Annotated in this window: 15 protein-coding genes and 1 pseudogene; 10 read left to right on the forward strand and 6 right to left on the reverse strand. The window is 65.4% G+C overall.

The genetic code is table 11. The features are described from left to right. Positions 1 to 7: 7 nt before the first annotated feature. On the reverse strand, positions 8 to 976 hold the full coding sequence (locus U5A82_RS01990; RefSeq protein WP_326288235.1) for an alpha/beta hydrolase: 969 nt from the start codon (positions 974 to 976) through the stop codon (positions 8 to 10). Beyond that, a complete protein-coding gene (locus tag U5A82_RS01995) occupies positions 973 to 1,758 on the reverse strand; it encodes an IclR family transcriptional regulator (RefSeq protein WP_326288237.1) in 786 nt (261 codons plus the stop codon). Before U5A82_RS01995 ends, U5A82_RS01990 begins: the two co-directional genes overlap by 4 nt. A 249-nt stretch (positions 1,759 to 2,007) precedes the next feature. On the opposite strand from U5A82_RS01995, the gene U5A82_RS02000 reads away from it, so the two are divergent. The 7 genes and pseudogenes from U5A82_RS02000 (at position 2,008) to U5A82_RS02030 (ending at position 11,203) form a co-directional block, all read left to right on the forward strand. Then, positions 2,008 to 4,713: a TonB-dependent receptor gene (locus U5A82_RS02000; RefSeq protein WP_326288239.1), complete on the forward strand. Its 2,706-nt coding sequence runs from the start codon at positions 2,008 to 2,010 to the stop codon at positions 4,711 to 4,713. Positions 4,714 to 4,806: 93 nt separating this feature from the next. After that, positions 4,807 to 6,045, forward strand: coding sequence for an L-fucose:H+ symporter permease (gene fucP, locus U5A82_RS02005; RefSeq protein WP_326288241.1), 1,239 nt, complete (start codon positions 4,807 to 4,809; stop codon positions 6,043 to 6,045). Further along, positions 6,042 to 6,977: pseudogene (locus tag U5A82_RS02010) on the forward strand (aldo/keto reductase); the annotation flags it as partial. The gene fucP and the pseudogene U5A82_RS02010, both read left to right, overlap by 4 nt. Positions 6,978 to 7,309: 332 nt before the next feature. Further along, positions 7,310 to 8,512 carry a UxaA family hydrolase gene (locus U5A82_RS02015; protein WP_326288245.1) on the forward strand — a complete coding sequence of 401 codons (1,203 nt, stop codon included), beginning with the start codon at positions 7,310 to 7,312 and terminating at the stop codon, positions 8,510 to 8,512. Further along, positions 8,485 to 9,240, forward strand: a complete 756-nt coding sequence (locus tag U5A82_RS02020) for an SDR family oxidoreductase (RefSeq protein ID WP_326288246.1) — start codon at positions 8,485 to 8,487, stop codon at positions 9,238 to 9,240. Before U5A82_RS02015 ends, U5A82_RS02020 begins: the two co-directional genes overlap by 28 nt. Next, entirely contained in the window at positions 9,240 to 9,584 is a 345-nt protein-coding gene (locus U5A82_RS02025) for an L-rhamnose mutarotase (RefSeq protein WP_326288247.1), read from the forward strand. The genes U5A82_RS02020 and U5A82_RS02025 overlap by 1 nt, the downstream gene beginning before the upstream one ends. 11 nt (positions 9,585 to 9,595) lie before the next feature. Beyond that, entirely contained in the window at positions 9,596 to 11,203 is a 1,608-nt protein-coding gene (locus U5A82_RS02030; protein WP_326288248.1) for a DUF5597 domain-containing protein, read from the forward strand. Between the two features lie 10 nt (positions 11,204 to 11,213). On the opposite strand, the gene U5A82_RS02035 is transcribed toward U5A82_RS02030, so the two are convergent. Together U5A82_RS02035 and uxaC are read right to left on the reverse strand one after the other, a co-directional pair. After that, positions 11,214 to 12,245: a LacI family DNA-binding transcriptional regulator gene (locus U5A82_RS02035; protein WP_326288250.1), complete on the reverse strand. Its 1,032-nt coding sequence runs from the start codon at positions 12,243 to 12,245 to the stop codon at positions 11,214 to 11,216. 75 nt (positions 12,246 to 12,320) lie between these two features. Beyond that, positions 12,321 to 13,766: a glucuronate isomerase gene (gene uxaC / locus U5A82_RS02040; RefSeq protein WP_326288251.1), complete on the reverse strand. Its 1,446-nt coding sequence runs from the start codon at positions 13,764 to 13,766 to the stop codon at positions 12,321 to 12,323. A gap of 55 nt (positions 13,767 to 13,821) precedes the next feature. Between uxaC and U5A82_RS02045 the strand changes: the two genes are divergently transcribed. After that, entirely contained in the window at positions 13,822 to 15,360 is a 1,539-nt protein-coding gene (locus U5A82_RS02045; protein ID WP_326288253.1) for a UxaA family hydrolase, read from the forward strand. Positions 15,361 to 15,378: 18 nt separating this feature from the next. Then, positions 15,379 to 16,854 (forward strand): mannitol dehydrogenase family protein, encoded by a 1,476-nt coding sequence (locus U5A82_RS02050; RefSeq protein WP_326288255.1) that lies wholly within the window; start codon positions 15,379 to 15,381, stop codon positions 16,852 to 16,854. Positions 16,855 to 16,936: 82 nt separating this feature from the next. Here the strand turns inward: U5A82_RS02050 and U5A82_RS02055 are convergent, their stop codons facing one another. Next, on the reverse strand, positions 16,937 to 17,635 hold the full coding sequence (locus U5A82_RS02055; RefSeq protein WP_326288258.1) for a pirin family protein: 699 nt from the start codon (positions 17,633 to 17,635) through the stop codon (positions 16,937 to 16,939). A 173-nt stretch (positions 17,636 to 17,808) separates the two neighbouring features. After that, a complete protein-coding gene (gene katG / locus U5A82_RS02060) occupies positions 17,809 to 20,016 on the reverse strand; it encodes a catalase/peroxidase HPI (protein ID WP_326288259.1) in 2,208 nt (735 codons plus the stop codon). Positions 20,017 to 20,287: 271 nt separating this feature from the next. Here katG and ku point away from each other — a divergent pair, with 271 nt between their 5' ends. After that, the gene (ku, locus tag U5A82_RS02065) at positions 20,288 to 21,148 is read left to right on the forward strand and encodes a non-homologous end joining protein Ku (protein ID WP_326288261.1); all 861 of its coding nucleotides are present in this window, start codon (positions 20,288 to 20,290) and stop codon (positions 21,146 to 21,148) included. Positions 21,149 to 21,151 lie beyond the last annotated feature (3 nt).

Raw genomic sequence — 21,151 nt, forward strand, 5'->3', positions numbered from 1 at the left:
CGGGTCTTCATGCCACGATCAGCCCATGTCCGGCGGCGAAGCGGGTGAGCAGGTCGGGCCAGGCCGACGCCTGCATCGTGGGGGGCAGCCGTACGCCGAAGCCATGGCCGCCATTTTCGAAGATATGCAGCGCGACGGGCCGCTTCGCCGCCTCCATCGCCTTGAACAGGGCGATGCTGTTGGCCGGCGGCACCAAGCCGTCGTCGGTCGCATGGACCAGGAGGAGGGGCGGGGTCGCGCCGTCGACGCGACGCTCCACCGATCGGGCGCGCCGGGCCTCCACGGGCGCATCCTTCCCCAACAGCATGTCGCGCGAACCGCCATGGGTGAAGGGCGCGTCGAGGCTGACGACCGGATAGATCAGGGCAGCGATGTCGGGCCGGGCATCCTGCGCATCGGCGGCATCGACCGGGGTATAGACGGTCTCCGCATGGCGCGTCGCCAGCGACCCGGCGAGATGGCCCCCGGCCGAGAAGCCCAGGACGCCGATCCAATTCTGTGCGACACCGAGTTGGACAGCTTTGGCGCGGATCAGGCGCATCGCCCGCTGCGCATCCTGCAACGGCACATCTTCCCGCCGCGCCCAGCCTTCACCGGGCAGGCGGTAGAGCAGGATGAAGGCGGTGATGCCGCGCGCGTTCAGCCAGGCGGCCTGGCTTGTCCCCTCATTGTCATAGGACAGGAATCCATAACCGCCGCCAGGCAGCACCAACATCCCCGCGCCATTGGGCCGGGCGGGCCGGCGCACGACCAGTATCGGGCGCTCCATGCCCGTCACCCAGCGATCGGGTGTTGCGGGGTCTTTGGATTGGTCGGCGATCTTGCGGACGATCTTCGCGCCGGTGCCACCGGGCGGCGTGCCGGGCCACAGATCGATGATCTCGTCGCCCGGCGCGGTCTGCGCCTGCGCCAGAGGGGGCAGGGCGGCCATAGCTGCCGCCGCCAGCAGCGCGGCGCGCCGATCGATGCCGTTCATCGCTCATCCACCAGATCGTTGACGGGCGTCACCATGGTCGGAGACATGGCGCTGCCGATCGCCCGCGCCGCTTCGCGGACCAATTGGCTGCATGCCGCCATCGTCGCCCGGTTCGCGGCCCCGTCGACGAAGGGCATGGTGAGCGCGGCGCGCGCGACGCCGCCTGCCAGGATGGGCGCGGACAGGTCGGTGATGCCGGTCAGCATCGGGCTGGGCGAAAACGCTCCGCCCGCGGCGACGGCGTCGTCCAGTCCCTTCATGAGGGCGGCTTCGTCCCACGTGTCGCCGGTGGCGCGAATATCCGCCAGCATCGCCGCGCGCGCTTCGGGCGGCTGGAACGCCAGCAGGATGCGCCCCGAATTGGACCGATGCAGCGGCCGGCGATAGCCCACGCGCACGGCAAAGCCCGACAGGCCAGGCGCCTCGATCGCGATGATGACGACCATTTCCGCGCCCGATGCGACGGCCAGGTGACAGCTCTGCCCGGCCTTGCGCGCCAGATCCTGCATCACCGGCAGGGCGGTGGACGCCAGGTCGCGGATCGGCGGCTGGCTCATGCCCAAGGCGAAGAGGCGGTTGGTCAGGCGATAGCCTTCTTCCGCCCGCGCGATATAGCCATGCTCCTCCAGCACCTGAAGCATGCGGAAGATTTCGCTGACCGATCGCCCCAGCGCCGCCGAAATGTCCGACATGATGAGAGGGTCGCTGGCCGCCGCCAGAAGCTCCAGTATTTCCAGGCCTTTAGTCAATGCCGGCGCTTGATAGCGCGTCTTGCCGGTCATGTGTCCGCCTCCGGATATGGTCGCGTTACCATTTGGTGGACCATGTTGCGCCGATGCAACCCTTCTACACAATATCCAAATATGAAATCAATTTTTATATTTCATAATTGTAAATCTGGGCGTAATGGAGGCGCGTCTTGTTACCGCTCCCAAAGAGTGGCGGGACATTGGAAGAGAACGAGCGTCCGCGAAAATCGGGGCGCGAATCGATTAGCGCTCCGATCAGGGGCCAGGGAGAGGAAGGGTTTCATGACGAACTTTATTTCGCCGCGCCGCGCCGCGTTGCTCGCAGGCATTTCGATCGCCAGCATCACGCTCGGCGGCGCCGCCCATGCGCAGGCCCAGACTCAGGATAGTGCCTCGCCGCAGGCCGCCGCGTCGGAAGAAGGCGACATCGTCGTCACCGGCGTCCGCGCCAGCCTTTCCAGCGCGCAGGCGATCAAGCGCAACAGCGACGTCATCGTCGATTCCATCGTCGCCGAAGACATCGGAAAGCTGCCCGACCGCAACATCGCCGAAGCGTTGCAGCGTATTTCGGGCATCCAGATCCAGCGCCGCTATGGCGAAGGCAGCTCGATCGCCATTCGCGGCCTGACGCAGGTCCGCACCGAACTCAACGGCCGCGACATCTTCACCGCCAGCGGCGCCAACCAGCTCAATCTGGAGGATATTCCGTCAGAACTGCTGGCCGGCATTGACGTCTATAAAAATCCGTCGGCCGACCTGATCGAGGATCAGCTGTCGGGCACGATCAATTTCCGCACCCGCAAGGCGTTCGATTTCGATGGCTTCAAGGCGGCTGCATCGGTCACGCAAAGCCATTTCGATCTGGTCGATCGCTACAAGCCGTCCGCCTCGCTCATGCTCAGCAACCGCTGGGAAACGGGCATCGGCGAAATCGGCATCCTGGCGAGCGTTTCCTTCCAGAAGACCGCCTTCCGTCAGGACACCATCTCGACCGAGCCGTTCTACACGCTCAACCCCAGCGTCCCCGGTGATGCCGCCGTGCTGGCGACGCTCGGCCGCACCGGCCGCACGACCACGCTGCCGCACGGCACCGGCATCGGCGAAGTCTATGGCGATCGTCGCCGCCTGGGCACCGACGTGTCGGTCCAGTGGCGGCCCAGCGACACGCTGGAGCTGACCGCCGAAGTCTTCCGCTCGGACTATAAGTTCCGCTACGACGACTATAGCTTCTTCGCCTATACGTCGAACAGTGCGATCCAGCCCCAGCCCGGCGCGCCCTTCACCTATGCCGACAATGGCGATTTCGAAAGCGGCACCTTCATCAACCTGCCGATCGGCAACAACACCAGCGCCGAAACGCGCCGGTCGAAGACCACCGACTATTCGCTGAACCTGAAATGGAAGCCGACCGGCAACCTGACCGTCACCGCCGATGGTCAATATATCGACGCGTCGACCAAGAATTTGCGCTCGATCTTCGGCCTCAATGGTACGGCCGACACGCTGTATCAGGACATTTCGGGATCGGTGCCGGTCGTGAATATCGGTTCGGCGACGGGCCTGACCAACGTGTCGACCTATAACAGCGCCTTCTACCTGGACAATCTCAACGAAACCAAGGCGTCGAACAAGACGGCGCGTCTGGACGCCGAATATCGCTTCGATGCGGGCATATTGTCCTCGATCAAGGCGGGTGTCCGCTTCGCCGATCGCAAGAACCGCACGATCGACACCGGCTATCGCTATACCGGCCTTGCCAGCATCCCCAGCCAGCTGGAAAATGTCGACCTGAGCGACTTCTTCCGTGGCGATGCCGACCTGTTCGGCAACATCATCGCCTTCAATCGCGGCATCATCCGCAGTTATGACACGACGCTCGATACGCTGGGCATCGCCAGCCCGCCGCCCTATGTCCGGAGCGGCACCAACGCGCAGCGTCAGAAGACCTATACCGGCTATGCCACCGCCTTCTTCAAGGCCGATCCGGTGGACGGCAATATCGGCGTGCGCGTGGTCCGTACCGATCTCGACGTGTCGGGCTTCTACCAGCAAACCACGATCGTGGTAAATCCAGGTGGCATCGAAACCAGTGGTCCGACAGTGTTCAATCCCATCGCTACCTCACAGAGCTACACGTCGGTTCTGCCCAGCCTGAACCTGCGCGTTCATCTGGCAGATGACCTGCAACTGCGATTTGCAGCCGCCAAGAATATTTCGCGGCCCAGCTTCGGCCAGTTGAACCCAAGCCTCACTATCAACGAACCGGGAACCGCGCAGCAAAACCAGACCCTCACCACGAGCGGCGGCAATCCTTTCCTGAAGCCCATGAAGTCGGACAATTTCGACGTTTCGCTGGAATGGTATTTCTCGCGCACCGGATCGCTGACGGCAGCCGGTTTCTACAAGAATATCAAAAATTACATCCAGACGGCCGTCACGCCGCGCGACGTCACCTTCGACAATGGCAACACCTATAGGTATGAGGTCACGTCCTTCAACAATGTCGCCAAGGGCAAGGTGAAGGGCTTCGAAGTCGCCTATCAGCAGTTCTTCGACTTCCTGCCAGGCCCGCTGAGTGGCCTCGGCATGCAGGCGAACTTCACCTATGTGGATTCAGAGGCGCCTTCGCCCGCGACGACGGGGCCGGTGACGAACGTTCCGCTGGAACTGCTATCCAAATATAATTACAATCTTGTCGGCATCTACGAACGGGGCGGTCTGTCGGCGCGTGTCGCTTATAACTGGCGCAGCAAATATGTCGTGACGACGGCGGGTAACGGGACCGGCAATCTGCCGATCTTCAACAAACCCTTCGGTCAGCTCGACGCGTCGGTCAGCTATAATGTCACGCCGCAATTCGCCCTGGCGGTCGATGGCGTGAACCTGACCAACACGCGCCGTTCCACCTATTTCGGCATCGACACCCGTCCGCGCGACGTGGTCGTCAACGACCGCCGCATCAGCCTGACCGCCCGCATCACCTATTGATACGCCATGCGGGCGTTTATAGCGTCCCCTCCTGAGCAGGCCGGACCCGTTGCGGGCCGGTCTGCCCTTTTACGAAAAAGAGAGGATGGGCTGATGCCGATACAGTGTGTAGCGCCGCAGACAGGCGGCGAACGCGGCAGTGCGATGGCGATGACGCTGACCATCGGCCTGTTCTTCCTGTGGGGGGTCGCCAACAATCTGAACGACGTCCTGATCGCGCATTTCCGGCACGTCTTTTCGCTGTCCGATTTCCAGTCGGGGCTGGTCCAGTCGGCCTTCTACCTCGGCTATTTCTGCTTCGCCATTCCCGCCGCGCTGGCGGCCGAGCGGCTGGGTTACAAGGCGACGGTCATCATGGGCCTGTTGCTGTTCGGCGGCGGCGCATTGCTCTTCCTGCCTGCCTCGATCCAGCTGAGCTACGGCTTCTTCCTCTTCGCCCTGTTCGTGATCGCCAGTGGTCTCGCCTTTCTGGAGACGGCGGCCAATCCGATGGTCGCGGTCATGGGACCGGCGGACAGGTCGGCGCAGCGGCTCAATCTGGCGCAGGCGTTCAACCCGCTCGGATCGATCACCGGCGTGGCGCTGGGCGCGACCCTGATCCTGTCCGACGCCCCCGAACGGGGCGCGGCAGGCGCGGCGGCGGTGCTGCTGCCTTATCTGGGTATCGCGATCGTCGTGCTCGCCTGGGCGGCGGCGCTGGCCTTCACCCGCTTCCCGCCCATGGCGACGCAAGCCGAACGGGGCCAGGGCGCCGCGCTGGCTGGCTATGGCGCATTGCTACGACGGCCACGTTATGTGGCGGGGGTCGTGGCGCAATTTTTCTATGTCGGTGCGCAGGTCGGCATATGGAGCTATCTGATCCGCTATGCGCAACATGCGGTGCCCGGCATCGGCGCGCAGAATGCGGCGTGGCTGCTCACCCTGTCGCTCGCGCTGTTCATGATCGGCCGCTTCGCCGGTGCGGCGCTGCTGGCGCGGTTCGACGGGGCACGGCTGATGGCTTTGTTCGCGGGCTTCAATATCGCGCTGTCGCTGGTCGCCGTTGCAGGCGGCGTCGCCGGTCTGGCGGCGCTGGTTGCGACCAGCTTCTTCATGTCGATCATGTATCCCACCATCTTCGCGCTGTCGCTGCGCGATCTGGGGCCGCTGACCAAGGCGGGGGCGTCGATGATCGTCATGGCCATCATCGGCGGGGCGATCCTGACGATGGCGATGGGATTGCTGTCCGACCTGGTCGGCACGATCCGCGCGGCGATGCTGGTGCCTGCGTTCTGCTTTATCGTCGTCGCGCTGTACGCCCGCGCGGCGGCGCAGCGGGAGGCGGTGGCATGATCCCCCGGCTTGGCATGGGCACCGCGCCCATCGGCAACCTCTACCGCATGGTGGACGATAGGGAGGCGCGCGCGACGCTGAACGCCGCCTGGGACGCGGGCATCCGCTATTACGACACCGCCCCCCATTATGGCTTCGGCCTGGCCGAGCGGCGGCTGGGCGCGATGCTGGCGGATCGGGATGTGGACGGCCAGGCTATCCTGTCGACCAAGGTCGGCCGGTTGCTGGTGCCGACCGATGCACGGGGCGAACGGCACGGTTTCGTCGATGCCGACCCGTTCGAGCCGGTCTTCGATTATAGCCATGACGCCATCATGCGATCTGTCGACGGCAGCCGCGCGCGCCTGGGCCGCGACCGGATCGACCTGCTGCTCGCCCATGATCTGGGCCGCGCGACCCATGGCGACGCGCATCCCGCCCATCTGCGCGCCTTCCTCGACGGCGGATACCGGGCGATGCGCGACCTGCGCGACACTGGCGCTGTCGGTGCGATCGGCGTCGGCGTGAACGAAGTCGCGATCTGCGACGAACTGCTCGACCATGTCGAACTGGACATGATCCTGATTGCCGGGCGCTATACGCTGCTGGACCGGCGCGCGCAGCGCCTGCTCGATCGCTGCGCCGCACTGGGCGTGCGCGTGATAGTCGGCGGCCCCTATAATAGCGGCATATTGGCGCGCGACGATGATGGCCCGCTGCATTTCGATTACGCGACCCCCAGCGACGACATCGTCGCCAAGGCGCAGCGGCTGCGCCGGACCTGCACCGATTTCGGTGTATCGCTGCCCGCCGCCGCGCTGCAATTTCCGCTGCGCCACCCCGCTGTCGTTGCCGTGATCCCCGGTCTGGTCGGCGTGGACCAGGTGGCCGACACAATCACCCGGCTGGCCGCGCCGATGCCCGATCCGCTCTGGCCCGCGCTCGACGCGGCGCTGCCCGATATCCAGAAAGGTGCGGCCATGTTGCAGGATGACGCCCGGCTGATCCTGCTGCATCCCGACGACAATGTCATGATCTGCGTCCGCCCGATCGAGGCGGGCGACATATTGCCCGCGTCAGGCGGCACCATTCCCGCGCGCGAAGGTATCGCGATCGGCCACAAGGTCGCCCGCATCGCGCTGCACGCCGGGGACAAGGTCATCAAATATGGTGCGCCGATCGGGTCGATGACCGGCGACGTCGCGACCGGCGATTGGGTCCATATGCACAATATGAAAAGCGATTATATCAGCAGCCACACCCGCGACGCGCTGGAGCCGCACCCATGATCCAGGCATGGCTCCGGCAGGATGGGCGCAAGGGCATCCGCAACGTCGTCGCCGTCGCCTATCTGGTGGAATGCGCGCATCATGTCGCGCGCCGGATCGTGGACAAGGCGGACGATCCCGATGTCCAGCTGATCGGCTTTCCCGGCTGCTATCCCAACGCCTATGCGGCCAAGGTGATGGAAGCGATCGCCACGCACCCCAATGTCGGCGGGCTGGTGATCGTGTCGTTGGGCTGCGAAAGCTTCAACCGCGAACGGCTGCTGGCGATGGCGCGGGCGAGCGGGCGACCGGCGGAACTATTGGTGATCCAGGAAACGGGCGGCACGGCGGCGACGATCGCGGCGGGGCGGGACGCGGTGGAGCGGGTGCGCGCCGCCATCGCTGATACGCCCCGCGTTGCGATGGGCGTCGAGGAACTGATCGTCGGCACCATCTGCGGCGGATCGGACGGGACCAGCGGCATCACCGCCAACCCGGCGGTCGGTCGCGCCTTCGACCGGCTGGTGGCGGACGGGGCGGCCTGCATCTTCGAGGAGACGGGTGAACTGGTCGGCTGCGAAACGATCATGGCGACACGCGCCCGCACCCCTGAACTGGCGGTCGCGATCGAGCGATGCGTGCAGAAGGCCGAACGCTATTACACCATCATGGGCTTCGGCAGCTTCGCGCCGGGCAATGCCGAAGGGGGCCTGACGACGCAGGAGGAAAAGTCGATGGGGGCCTATAGCAAGTCCGGTTCCTCCACCATCGATGGCATATTGAAGCCGGGTGACGTGCCGCCGACGGGCGGCCTCTATCTGCTCGACGTGGTGCCCGATGGCGAGCCGCGCTTTGGCTTTCCCAACATATCCGACAATGCGGAGATCGTGGAACTGATCGCCTGCGGCGCACATCTCACGCTCTTTACCACCGGGCGCGGATCGGTGGTCGGATCGGCCATTTCCCCGGTCATCAAGATCTGCGCCAATCCCGACACCGGCCGCCGCCTGGCCGCCGACATGGACGTCAATGCCGGGCGCATCCTGGAAGGCGAAGCGACGCTGGAGCAGGTCGGCACGGAAATCTACGACATGGTGCTGGCCGTCGCGTCGGGGGCACGAAGCATCTCCGAACAATTGGGCCATCAGGAGTTTATTTTGACCTACAAGGCTTTCGATCCCATCGGCCCCGAATGTCTGCCGACGAGGGCACGCGCATGAGCGGGCGTCTGGACGGCAAGGTCGCGCTGATCACGGCGGCGGCGGCGGGCATCGGCCGCGCTACGGCGCAGCGCTTCGTGGCGGAAGGCGCGCGCGTCATCGCGACCGATCGCGACGCGCAGGCGCTCGAAGGGCTGGACGGTTGCGAATGGCGCGCGCTCGACGCGACCGACGACGCGGCGGTGCGCGCATTGGCGGCGGAGGTCGGTCCGATCGACATCCTCGCCAACATCGCGGGCGTCGTCCATGCGGGCAATATCCTGGAATGTAGCCAGGAGGATTGGGACTTCGCCCTCTCGCTCAACATGACCGCCATGTATCACACGATCCGCGCCTTCCTGCCTGGCATGTTGGACAAAGGCGCCGGATCGATCGTCAACATGTCCTCCATCGCCAGTTCGGTGAAGGGCATCCCCAACCGCTTCGCCTATGGCGCTAGCAAGGCGGGCGTCATCGGCCTGACCAAGGCAGTGGCGGCCGATTTCGTGGGGCAGGGGGTGCGGTGCAACTGCATCTGCCCCGGCACGATCGATACGCCCTCGCTGCAACAGCGGCTCCACGACACCGGCGACTATGCCGCCGCGCAGGCCGCCTTCATCGCGCGCCAGCCCATGGGCCGCCTGGGTCGGGCGGAGGAGATCGCCGGCCTCGTCCTCTATCTCGCCAGCGATGACGCTGCCTTCACCACCGGCGCGGTGCATGTGATCGACGGCGGCTGGGTGAACTGATGCGCCATGTTCTTCTGATCGATCTGGTCGACGATGCACAGGCCATCGCGCAATATGAGACGTGGCATGCGTCGGGCGCATTGCCACCCGCGATCGGCGCCAGCATCCGCGCGGCGGACGTGACCGCGATGGACATCTACCGCAGCGGCCATCGCCTGGTCATGGTGATGGAAACCGGCCCCGGTTTCGATGCCGCGGCCAAGGCGGCGGCCGACGCCGCCGATCCGGCGGTGCAGGCATGGGAAACGCAGATGGACGCCGTCCAGCGCCCGCTCCCTTGGGGCCATCCGGACGCCAAATGGACGCAGGCCGTCCCCATCTTCTCCCTCGACGAACAGCCCTGAAAGGCCTTGTCATGATCCTGACCCGGACCCTGATCGCCGCGACGCTTGTGCTCGCCACCCCCGCCCTGGCGCAGGGCGACGTGCCCCATATCCAGAGCAAGGCGGGCCGCCACGCCCTGATCGTGGACGGCGCGCCGTTTCTGGTCCTGGGCGGACAGGTCAACAACAGCAGCAATTATCCCGCTCCGCTGGAAAAGGTGTGGGCGACGCTCGACCGGATCGGCGCGAACACGGTGGAAGCGCCGATCGCCTGGGAACAGCTGGAGCCGAAGGAAGGCCAATATGACTTCTCCTTCGTCCAGACATTGCTCGATGAAGCGCGCAAGCATGACAAGCGCATCGTCCTGCTCTGGTTCGGCGCGTGGAAGAATACCGGTCTGGCTTACACGCCCGACTGGGTGAAGCTCGACAATCGTCGCTTTCCACGGATGAAGACGAAGGACGGCCAGGATCATGGCGTCCTGTCGCCTCACGGCGCGGCGACGCTGGCCGCCGACAAGCGCGCCTTCCTCCAGCTCATGACCTATATCCGCGACAATGACGCGCAGAATACGGTCATTCTGGTGCAGCCGGAAAATGAGGTCGGCAGCTACAAGAACCCGCGCGATTACGGCGCGACGGCGCAGAAGCTGTTCGACGGGCCGGTGCCGGGGGCGCTGACGAAGGCGTTGAAGAAGCCCGGCGGCAACTGGGCGGCCGTCTTCGGCGATCAGGCCGACCGCGCCTTCAACACATGGCATACCGCCCGTTACATCGATGCGCTGGCGGCGGCGGGCAAGGCGATCAAGCCGCTGCCCATGTATGTGAACGCATCGCTGGGCGATCCCTTCGCCAAGCCTGATCCGATGGCGCTGTCGAGCGGCGGGCCGCAGGGCGACGTCATCGACATCTGGAAGGCGGCGGCCCCTTCGATCGATTTCGCCGCGCCCGACATCTACGACCGGGCGAGCCGCAACGTGTTCAAGCATCTCGATCTCTACACCCGGCCGGACAATGCGCTGATGGTGCCCGAAATCGGCAATGCGGCCGAATATGCGCGCTATTTCTGGGCGACGCTGGGGCGCGGGGCGATCGGCTTCGCGCCGTTCGGCATGGACGATACCGGCTATTATAACTATCCGCTGGGGGCCAAGCGCTTCGACGACGCCACGCTGGACGCCTTCGCCACCAAATATCGCGTGATCGCATCCGCGCCCTGGGCCAGACTCGCGTTCGACCATCCCGTCTGGGGCGCGGCCAAGCCCGACGATGGCGCGCCCGTCAGCACCACCATGGGCGACTGGACGATCACCGCCAGCTTCGGCCAATGGCAGTTCGGCCAGCGCGAATGGTTCCCCAAGGCGGACCTGCCCGCCTGGGCGACCGAGCCGACCGGCGGCACGGTGGTGGCGCAACTGTCGGCCAACGAGTTTCTGTTCACCGGCGACCATGTCCGCCTGAACTTCGCCGCGAAGGACGGCAGCGCGCCGGGCGGCATGATCGTCAAGGTGGAAGAAGGCCATTTCGACAAGGGCGCGTGGGTCATGGATCGCATCTGGAACGGAGATCAGACCGATTACGGCCTCAACATCATCGACCAGCCCGTCTGGATCAAGGTGACGATGGGCCGCTATCGCTGATGCCGTAATGTCATCCCGGCGCAGCGGTCGATTGCGCCGGGACGATCGACAGCATCGGGCTGGTCAGCTCGGACAGGGGCGCGCCCTCGATCAGGTCGATCAGGTGGCGCGTCGCCATTTCCGCCATGGCGCCAAAGGGGCGGGCGACGGTGGTGAGGGCGGGGGTCAGCATTTCCGCCACAATGCTGCCGTCGAAGCCGACCACCGACAGCGCAGCGGGCACGGCGATCCCGCGCTCTGCCGCAACCTTCAAGACGCCCGCCGCCATGATGTCGTTGGCCGCAAAGATGGCGGTGGGCGCGGGGGACGCCGCGAGCAGGCTGTTCGCCGCCGCCACCCCCGCCGCCAGGCTGTAGTCGCCCTCCATCTCCGCCGCCGGTGCGGCCCCAACCTCTGCCAGCGCCTCCACGAAACCGGCGCGGCGCTCGATCGCCGATATCATGTCCTGCGGCCCGGTGATCATCGCGATCCGCCTATGCCCCAGCCCGATCAGGTGCCGCGCCACATCGCCCGCCGCCTGTCGTTCCCGCGACAGCAGCACCGCCCCATAGCCCCGTATCGGCACGGCCGAAATCGCGACCGCCGGAACATGATCGCCCTTCAACGCATCGGGCAGGCCGACCATGTCCGACACCGGCGGCATCACCACCAGCCCGTCGACGCGCGCGCGCCGGGCAAAGCCCAGCACATCGTCCGCCGCGCCGGGATCGCCGACCGGCACGCTATGGCAGATCACCTCATAGCCGCGCCGCGTCGCTTCCCGCCCGACACCGCGCTGCACGCTGTCCAGTACCAGCGCGTTGCGATCATTATGCACCAGGCCGATCAGGAAGGAGCGGCCCTTCGCCAGGGCGCGGGCGCGCAGGCTGGGCCGGAAATTCAGCGCGTCGATCGCGACCTGGATACGGGCCCGCGTCTCCCTGTTCACCTTGGGCGACTGGTTGAGCACCCGCGACACCGTGCGGATCGACACGCCCGCCATGGCGGCCACATCGACGATCGTCGGCTCGTTGCCGCCATGGCTGGGTCCGGTTTGGGGCATGACGGCTTTCTGGACGATGGCGGGACGCGGCTGCTTTATGCCAGCGGGTGCGCCCTGACAAACGCCTTGGTGGGATCAGGCTGCGCTGGCGAGCGACCGCACCGGCGCATCGGGCAGGCGATAGGCCTTGCGCACCAGATTATAGGTCAGGTCCTCCGCCAGTTCCTGCGCTTCCCAATCGCGCAGCCGCCCTTCGGCGACCAGCCGCGCCAGGAACGCGCAATCCACCCGCCGCGCGACATCATGCCGGGCCGGGATCGACAGGAAGGCGCGGGTGTCGTCGTTGAACCCTACCGTATTATAGAAGCCCGCCGTCTCCGTCGTCATCTCGCGGAACCGCATCATGCCTTCGGGGCTGTCGTGGAACCACCAGGCCGGACCCAGCTTCAAACAGGGATAATGGCCCGCCAGTGGGGCGAGTTCGCGCGAATAGGTGGTTTCATCCAGCGTGAAGAGGATGATCGACAGCCTGGCTTCATTGCCGAACCGGTCGAGCAGCGGCTTCAATCCCCCGACATAATCGGTGCGCCCCGGGATATCCGCGCCCTTGTCGCGGCCATAATGCTGATGCAGCCAGCTATTATGGTTGCGGCAGGCACCGGGATGGATCTGCATGACCAGCCCGTCCTCCAGGCTGAGCCGCGCCATTTCGGTCAGTATCTGCGCGCGGAACAGTTCAGCGTCGGCGGCAGTCCAGTCCTTGCCGATGATCTTGTCGAACAGGGCAGCCGATTCCGCGTCGGACAGGTTCGCCGTCCGCGCGCTTGGGTGCCCATGGTCGGTTGACGTCGCGCCCATGGCGATGAAATCCTGCCGCCGCCTGGCATGGGCGCGCAGATAGCCGCGCCACGTCATCACATCCTCGCCCGTCAGTTCGGCGAAGGCGGCCATGCTGGCATGAAAATCCTCATGCTCCGGATCGATCACGGCGTCCGGGCGATAGGCCGTCACCACCTGGCCCGACCAGTCCGACGCGCGGATCGCGGCATGATGGTCCAGCCGCTCATGCGCGCCCTCGGTCGTGGCGATCAGTTCGATATTGAACCGGTCGAACAGCGCGCGCGGGCGGAAGGCGGGGGTGGCGAGCAGTTCGCCGATCCGGTCATAATAATGGTCGGCCGTCTTTTCGGACAGGATGACGTCGAACCCGAACAGCGCGGCAAAGACATGGTCCAGCCACATCCTTGAAGGCGTTCCGCGAAACAGATGCTGGTTGCTGGCGAAGATGCGCCAGGCCGCGCGCGGATCGGCATCGCCCGGCACGCCATGGGCAGGCACCCCCAGATCCTTCAGGCTGATGCCCTGGCTGTAGAGCATGCGGTAGAGATAATGGTCGGGCGCGAGCAGCAGGGCGGTCGCATTGTCCCAGGCGGTGTCGGTCGCGAACCAGGCGGGGTCGGTGTGACCGTGCGGGCTGACGATCGGCAGCGCGGCGACGCTGTCATACAGGCCGCGCGCGATGGCACGGGTGCCCGGGTCTGCCGGGAAAAGCCGGTTGGGATCGAGCGAGAGCTGGGTCATGACATCATCTCCTTAGGACTTGTGCCAGCGTTGGCACAAATGCTATCAGGGCGCAATGGAGACGATCACAGCCCCCCTCGCGTCCGCTGCGGACCAGCCCGTCGATAGATTGCCCGACGCCGTCCGGATCGCGCCGCAGGACGATGTCGCCGTGGCGCTGCGCGCGCTGGAAGCGGGGGAAACGATCGATATTGGCGGGCAGGCGCTCACCCTGATCGAACCTGTCGGGCGCGGACATAAGGTGGCGCTGCGGGCCATTGCGGCGGGCGAACCGGTCCGCCGCTACGGCTGGCCGATCGGCTCCGCGACGCAGGCGATCGCTGCGGGCGCCCATGTCCACAGCCATAATATCCACACCAATTTGAAGGCCGAGGAGCCGTACAGCTTCGTGCCTTTGGCATCCGCCGACGCCATGGCGGCCGACACGCGCTGGCGCTTCGAAGGCTATCGCCGTGCCGATGGCAGCGTGGGCACCCGCAACGAAATCTGGGTCATCCCGACCGTCGGCTGCGTCGCCCGCACGGCGGAGCGGATCGCGAAACAGGCGGGCGATCGGCACGCCGGGCGAGTCGATGCCGTGCTCGCCTTCCCCCATCCGCTGGGCTGTTCGCAGCTGGGCGACGATCTGGACGGGACCGCGCGCGTGCTGGCCGCGCTGGCCGCCAATCCCAATGCAGGCGGCGTGCTGCTCATCGGCCTGGGCTGCGAGGAGAACCAGCTTGCCGCCCTGCTGGACCGGATCCCGCCCGAACGCCGCGATCGTATCCGCAGTGTCGGCGCGCAGATCAGCGCCGACGAATATGAAGCGGCCGCATCCGCGATCGACGAACTGGTGGCGATCGCCGCGCAGGACGTGCGCACCTCGGTCGATATCGGTGCGCTGCGCCTCGGCCTCAAATGCGGCGGTTCGGACGGGCTGAGCGGGATCACCGCCAACCCCCTGATCGGCCGCGCGGCCGATGTCGTGACGGCGGCGGGCGGCCAGGCGATCCTGACCGAGATACCGGAAATTTTCGGTGCGGAACGGTTGCTGATGCAGCGCGCCGCCGACGAACCGGTGTTCGATGCGCTGGTCACATTGGTCAATCGCTTCAAACGCTATTTCATCGACCATGGCGAACCGATTTCGGAAAATCCCAGCCCCGGCAATGTCGCGGGCGGCATCACCACGCTGGAGGAAAAATCGCTCGGTGCGGTGCAGAAGGGCGGCCATGCGACCGTCACCGACGTGCTGGCCTATGGCGAAACATTGCGCCGTCCGGGGCTGACGCTGCTGGAAGCGCCCGGCAACGACGCAGTGTCGACCACCGCGCTCGCCGCCGCGGGCGCGACGATGACGCTCTTTTCGACCGGGCGCGGCACCCCGCTGGGCAGCCCGATCCCGACACTGAAACTCGCCACCAACCACGACCTCGCCCGGCGCAAGCCCGGCTGGATCGATTTCGATGCGGCGCTGGTCCTGGACGAAGGGCTGGACGCCGCCACCGACGCGCTGATGGCCCGCATCTGCGCCATCGCTTCGGGCGAGCCGGCGCGCAACGAAATCAACGACGAACGCGACATCGCCATCTGGAAACGCGGCGTCACCCTCTAATCCTGTTCAGGAATGTCCATGCCCCGATTGTCGTCCGCCACGATTTCCGCGCTGCCCGCCACGGTCGTGCGCCCCGGCTATGACCGGTCGCAGGTGCAGGCCGGGGTCGTCCATCTGGGCATCGGCGCATTCCACCGCGCGCATCAGGCGGTGATGTTCGATGATGCATTGGCGGCGGGCGACCTGCGCTGGGGCATCCGCGCGGTATCGCTGCGTTCGCCGGGCGTCCGCGACCAGATGGCCCCGCAGGACGGCCTTTATCATCTGCTGGTGCGCGATGGCCCGGATGTCGCCACGCGCCTGATCGGCGCGGTGCTGGACGTGACGGTTGCGCCCGAAGACCCGGCGGCGGTGGTCGCGATGCTGGCGGACCCGGCCACCCATATCGTGACGCTCACCGTGACGGAGAAGGGCTACAAACTCGATCCCGCGAGCGGCGCACTGCTGGCCGACGATCCGCAACTGGCGGCGGACATCGCCAGCCTCGACGCCCCCGTCACTGCGCCCGGTTTCCTGGTCGCCGCGCTGGCGCAGCGCCGCGCGCGCGGACTGCCGCCTTTCACCGCTATTTCCTGCGACAATCTGCCGCGCAACGGGCAAAGGCTGCGCGGCGCGGTGATCGCACTGGCCCGGCGGCACGATCCCGCGCTGGCGGACTGGATCGCGGCGGAGGGGGCCTTCCCCGAAACCATGGTCGATCGTATCGTGCCTGCGACGACGGCGGACGATATCGCCGCCTTCGCGCGCGACAGCGGTGTGCTGGACGAAGCGCTCGTCAAGACCGAGCCCTTCACCCAATGGGTGATCGAGGATAGATTTTGCGGCCCACGCCCCGATTTCGGTCCGGGCGTTCAGATCACGGCGGCGGTCGCGCCATGGGAGGAGGCCAAGCTGCGGCTGCTCAACGGCGCGCACAGCGCCATCGCCTATCTGGGCGGCCTGGCGGGCATTGCTCATGTGCACGCAGTGCTAGAACAGGCGCCCATGCGCGCTTTCGTAGAGCAACTCTGGGACGAAGCGGAAACGACCCTGTCGCCGCCCGCCGAACTGGATGTCTCCGCCTATCGCCGCGACCTGATGGCGCGGTTCGACAATGGCGCATTGATGCACCGCACCCACCAGATCGCCATGGACGGATCGCAGAAACTGCCCCAGCGCCTGCTGGCGACCATCGCCGATCGGCGGGCAGCGGGGCAGGATGTCACCTCGTTGGCGCTGGGCGTCGCCGCCTGGATTCGGTGGCAGGCGGGCGTGAACGATTTTGGTGCGTCCCATGTCGTGGACGATCCGCTGGCCGATCGTCTGGCCGCGCTGCTGGCGGGGCAGAGCGACGCCGCCGGTCGTGTCCGCGCCATATTGGCGCAGGACGCCATCGTGCCGACCATTTTGCGTGACGACGCACCCTTCGCCGACCTGCTGACCGCGCATCTGGCAAGCCTGGAGGAAAGGGGCGCCATGGCCACGGTTCAGGCAGTGGCGTGTCTTCCGGCCTGAGTTTAACGTCCAGGCATCCCGCTAACGCAAATGGCCGCCGATCCGCTTACGGACCGGCGGCCAAGGCATTTCCTGTCTCCCGTCAGGCGGCGTCGACCAGAACGATCTCGCTATCTTCGATCGCCGTCACCCGAATGACGGCGACATCGCTGATCGCGACACCGTCACGGGCGTTGACCTGGACATCGTCGATCCGGATCGCGCCGGTGGCGGGCACTAGATAGGCCTTGCGATCGCTGCCGATCGGATAGTCGGCGCTCTCACCCGCCTTCAACGTCGCGGCGACCACCCGCGCATCGGTGCGGATTGGCAGCGCGTCATTGTCATTCTCATATCCCGACGCCAGCGTGATGAACTGGCCCGACCGTTCGCCCTTGGGGAAGGGGCGGGCGCCCCAGCTGGGCGCTTCGCCCTGACGGGTCGGCACGATCCAGATCTGGAAGATTCGGGTGGTCACGTCCTCATGATTATATTCCGAATGGCGGATGCCCGTGCCTGCGCTCATCACCTGGACGTCGCCCGCTTCCGTGCGGCCTTTATTGCCCAGACTGTCCTCATGCGTGATCGCGCCTTCGCGGACATAGGTGATGATTTCCATGTCGCGATGGGGATGCGGCGGAAAGCCGGTGTGCGGCGCGATCGTGTCGTCGTTCCACACGCGCAGATTGCCCCAGTGCATGCGGGCGGGATCATGATAGCCGGCGAAGGAAAAATGATGCTTGGCGTCCAGCCAGCCATGATTGTCACCGCCAAGGGCGTCGAAGGGGCGCAGTTCGATCATCTTAAGTCTCCTAGCGGGCGGAGGTCGCCGGGATGGCGTCGCCCTGTTGAAGACCTGTCTAGCGTCGCTGCACCATCCTGTTCATCCGGATAAATTCAATCAAAATGTTCCATAAAATCGAACAGTTCGCAGAGCCGTGAAAGCGCTGCGAACTGTCCAACTCGCTGTCTCTTTTACGCCGCCTTCAGGTCGAACCGGTCGGCATGCATGACCTTCGCCCAGGCCGCCACGAAGTCGCGGACGAACTTGTCCCCGGCATCGGCGGAGGCATAGACTTCCGACAAGGCCCGCAGCTGCGAATTGGAGCCGAAAGCCAGGTCAGTGCGGGTCGCCGTCCATTTCTGCTGGTTGCTGGCCCGATCGGTCCCGACGAACGTCTCGTCGCTTTGGTCGTCCACCTGTTTCCAGGCGGTGCCCATGTCGAGCAGGTTGACGAAATAGTCGTTGGTCAACTGCCCCACGCGATCCGTCAACACGCCATGTTTCGATCCGCCATGGTTCGCGCCCAGCACGCGCAGCCCGCCGACCAGCACCGTCATTTCCGGCGCGGACAGGCCCAGCAGCTGCGCCCGGTCGACCAGCAACTCCTCGGTCGGCACATTGTAGCGCGTCTGGAGATAGTTGCGGAAGCCATCGGCCTTCGGCTCCAGCACGTCGAAGCTGTCGGCGTCGGTCTGCGCCTGCGACGCGTCCGTGCGACCCGGCGTGAAGGGCACGGTCACGTCATGACCCGCCGCCCTGGCCGCCTGTTCGATGCCGACATTGCCGCCCAGCACGATCAGGTCGGCGATCGACGCGCCGCTCTCACCAGCGATGCCTTCATAGATGGACAGCACCCGCGCCAGCTGCGCCGGTTCGTTGACATCCCAGTCCTTTTGCGGAGCCAGCCGCAGCCGCGCACCGTTCGCGCCGCCACGATGGTCCGACCCGCGATAGGTGACGGCCGACGCCCAGGCGGTCTTGACCAGATCGGCCACCGACAGGCCCGACGCCGCGATCTTGCCCTTGAACGCCGCGACATCCGCATCGCTCAGGCTCGGGCCGGTGGCGGCGGGGAGGGGGTCCTGCCAGATCAGGTCTTCGGCCGGGACTTCGGGACCGAGGTAACGGACCTTCGGACCCATGTCGCGATGGCACAGCTTGAACCAGGCGCGCGCGAAGGCATCGGCGAAATAGGCCGGATCGGCCCGGAACCGCTCCATCACTGCGCGATAGGCCGGGTCGACCTTCATTGCCATGTCGGCGGTTGTCATCATCGTGGGCACCTTGACGCCGGGCGTATGTGCCTTGGGCGCCAGCGTCTCTTCCGGATTGCCGACCGGCTGCCATTGTTTCGCACCCGCCGGGCTGCGCACCAGTTCATACTCATGGTCCAGCAGCATGTCGAAATAGGTCATGTCCCATGTGATAGGCGTCGGCGTCCACGCGCCTTCGATCCCGCTGGTGATGGTATGGTCGCCCATGCCGCTTTCATGGCCGCTCTGCCAGCCCAGCCCCTGCTGCGCGATGTCCGCGCCTTCGGGTTCCGCGCCGACCAGCGACGCATCACCTGCGCCATGCGCCTTGCCAAACGTATGGCCGCCCGCCGTCAGTGCGACCGTCTCTTCATCGTTCATGCCCATCCGCGCGAAGGTCTCGCGAATGTCGCGCGCCGACTGGAGCGCATCGGGATTGCCGCCGGGGCCTTCTGGGTTCACGTAGATCAGACCCATCTGGATCGCGGCTAGCGGGCTTTCCAACGCCATGTCCTTGTCCGGCTGGATGCGGGTTTCATTGGCCTCGTCGCCGACCCAATTTTCCTCAGTGCCCCAGTAGATGTCCTTCTCCGGCTCGAAAACGTCTTCGCGTCCGCCGCCAAAGCCGAAGACCGGACCACCCATCAATTCGATCGCGACATTGCCCGCCAGGATCATGAGGTCCGCCCAGCTCAGGCTCTGCCCATATTTCTGTTTGATCGGCCACAGCAGGCGGCGCGCCTTGTCCAGATTGCCATTGTCCGGCCAGCTGTTGAGCGGCGCGAAGCGCTGCGACCCGGACGACGCGCCGCCGCGTCCGTCGCCGGTGCGGTAGGTGCCTGCGCTGTGCCAGGCCATGCGGATAAAGAAGGGACCATAATGCCCATAGTCCGCTGGCCACCAGGGCTGGCTGTCGGTCATCAGCGCGGTCAGATCCGCCTTCAGCGCAGCATAGTCGATCGACTGGAACGCGGCGGCATAATCGAAGTCCGGGTCCAGCGGGTTGCCGGACAGGCCGTTCTGCTGGAGGATTTCCAGCGATAGCTGGTTGGGCCACCAGTCGCGATTGGTTCGGCCGAGCAAGGTGCGCGCGGCGGCCGGGTCCTTCATCGGACAACCCAGCGGGTCAGAGGTTTTGGCATCCATGTCGATTTCTCCTGATTACTTCCCTGCGACTTTGTTTAGAATTGGTCGGAGCCGGAACAAAGCCGGGAATCTCGCTCTGTCTGATCGATAATATCGGTCGAAGGCAAAGGGATGACGACCGTCCCTCCGGGATCGCACACGGCATGACCGGGCATGGCGGAGCGTTTTTTCGGCCATCACCTCCGGTTCAATGCAGAGCAGCCGGTCCCGTTCCTCATGTGTCAAGGAACATACGCCGATGCCGGGCGCTAATGCGACCGGAGGTGGTCACATGGCAGCACGTGCATATTGGCAGGGTCAGATACGGCTGGCATTGGTATCGATCCCGGTGGAAATCTACCCCGCTACCCGGTCCGGCGCGGCGATATCCTTCCGCCAGATCCATGAACCGACCGGCAAGCCGATCAATTATGAAAAGGTGGTGCAGGGCGTCGGCCCGGTCGATCGGGAGGAAATCCTCAAAGGCTTCGAAATCTCCAAGGGCAATTATGTTCTGCTGGAAGAGGAGGAGATCGAGGCGGTCAAGATCGAAAGCCGCAAGACGCTGGAGCTGGTGCAGTTCGTGGAGTCCGATGCGATCGACGTCCTCTATTATGAAAAACCCTATTTCGTGGTCCCGGCCGATGATTTGGCCGAAGAAGCCTATGCGGTCCTGCGCGACGCGTTGCGCCAGACGAAGAAGGTGGGCTTGGGCCAATTGTCGGTGCGCGGGCGAGAGCAGCTTGTGTCCCTCAAACCGTGCGGGCGTGGACTAGTGCTCGAAGTGCTGCGCTATGCCGACGAAGTGACGCGCGCCCAGACCTATTTCCGCGATATCCCCGACAACAAGGCCGATCCCGACCTGCTCGACCTGGCGACGACGATCATCGACAAGAAGACCGGTCCGTTCAAGCCGGAGGAGTTTCACGACCGCTATGTCGACGCGCTTCAGCGGCTGATCGAGAAAAAGAAGAAGGCCAAGGGCAAGCGGATCATCGAGGATGTCGAGGAACCGACCGGCGGCAAGGGTGGCAATGTCATCGACCTGATGGCCGCGCTCAAGAAATCGGTCGGCGACGGAGCCAAGAAGACGCCTGCTAAGAAGGCCGCTTCACCCAAGGGCCGCGCCCCGGCCAAGCGCAAGAGCGCCTGACCC

Origin of the sequence: Sphingobium sp. CR2-8, from assembly GCF_035818615.1 — a bacterium.
Taxonomy (GTDB): domain Bacteria; phylum Pseudomonadota; class Alphaproteobacteria; order Sphingomonadales; family Sphingomonadaceae; genus Sphingobium.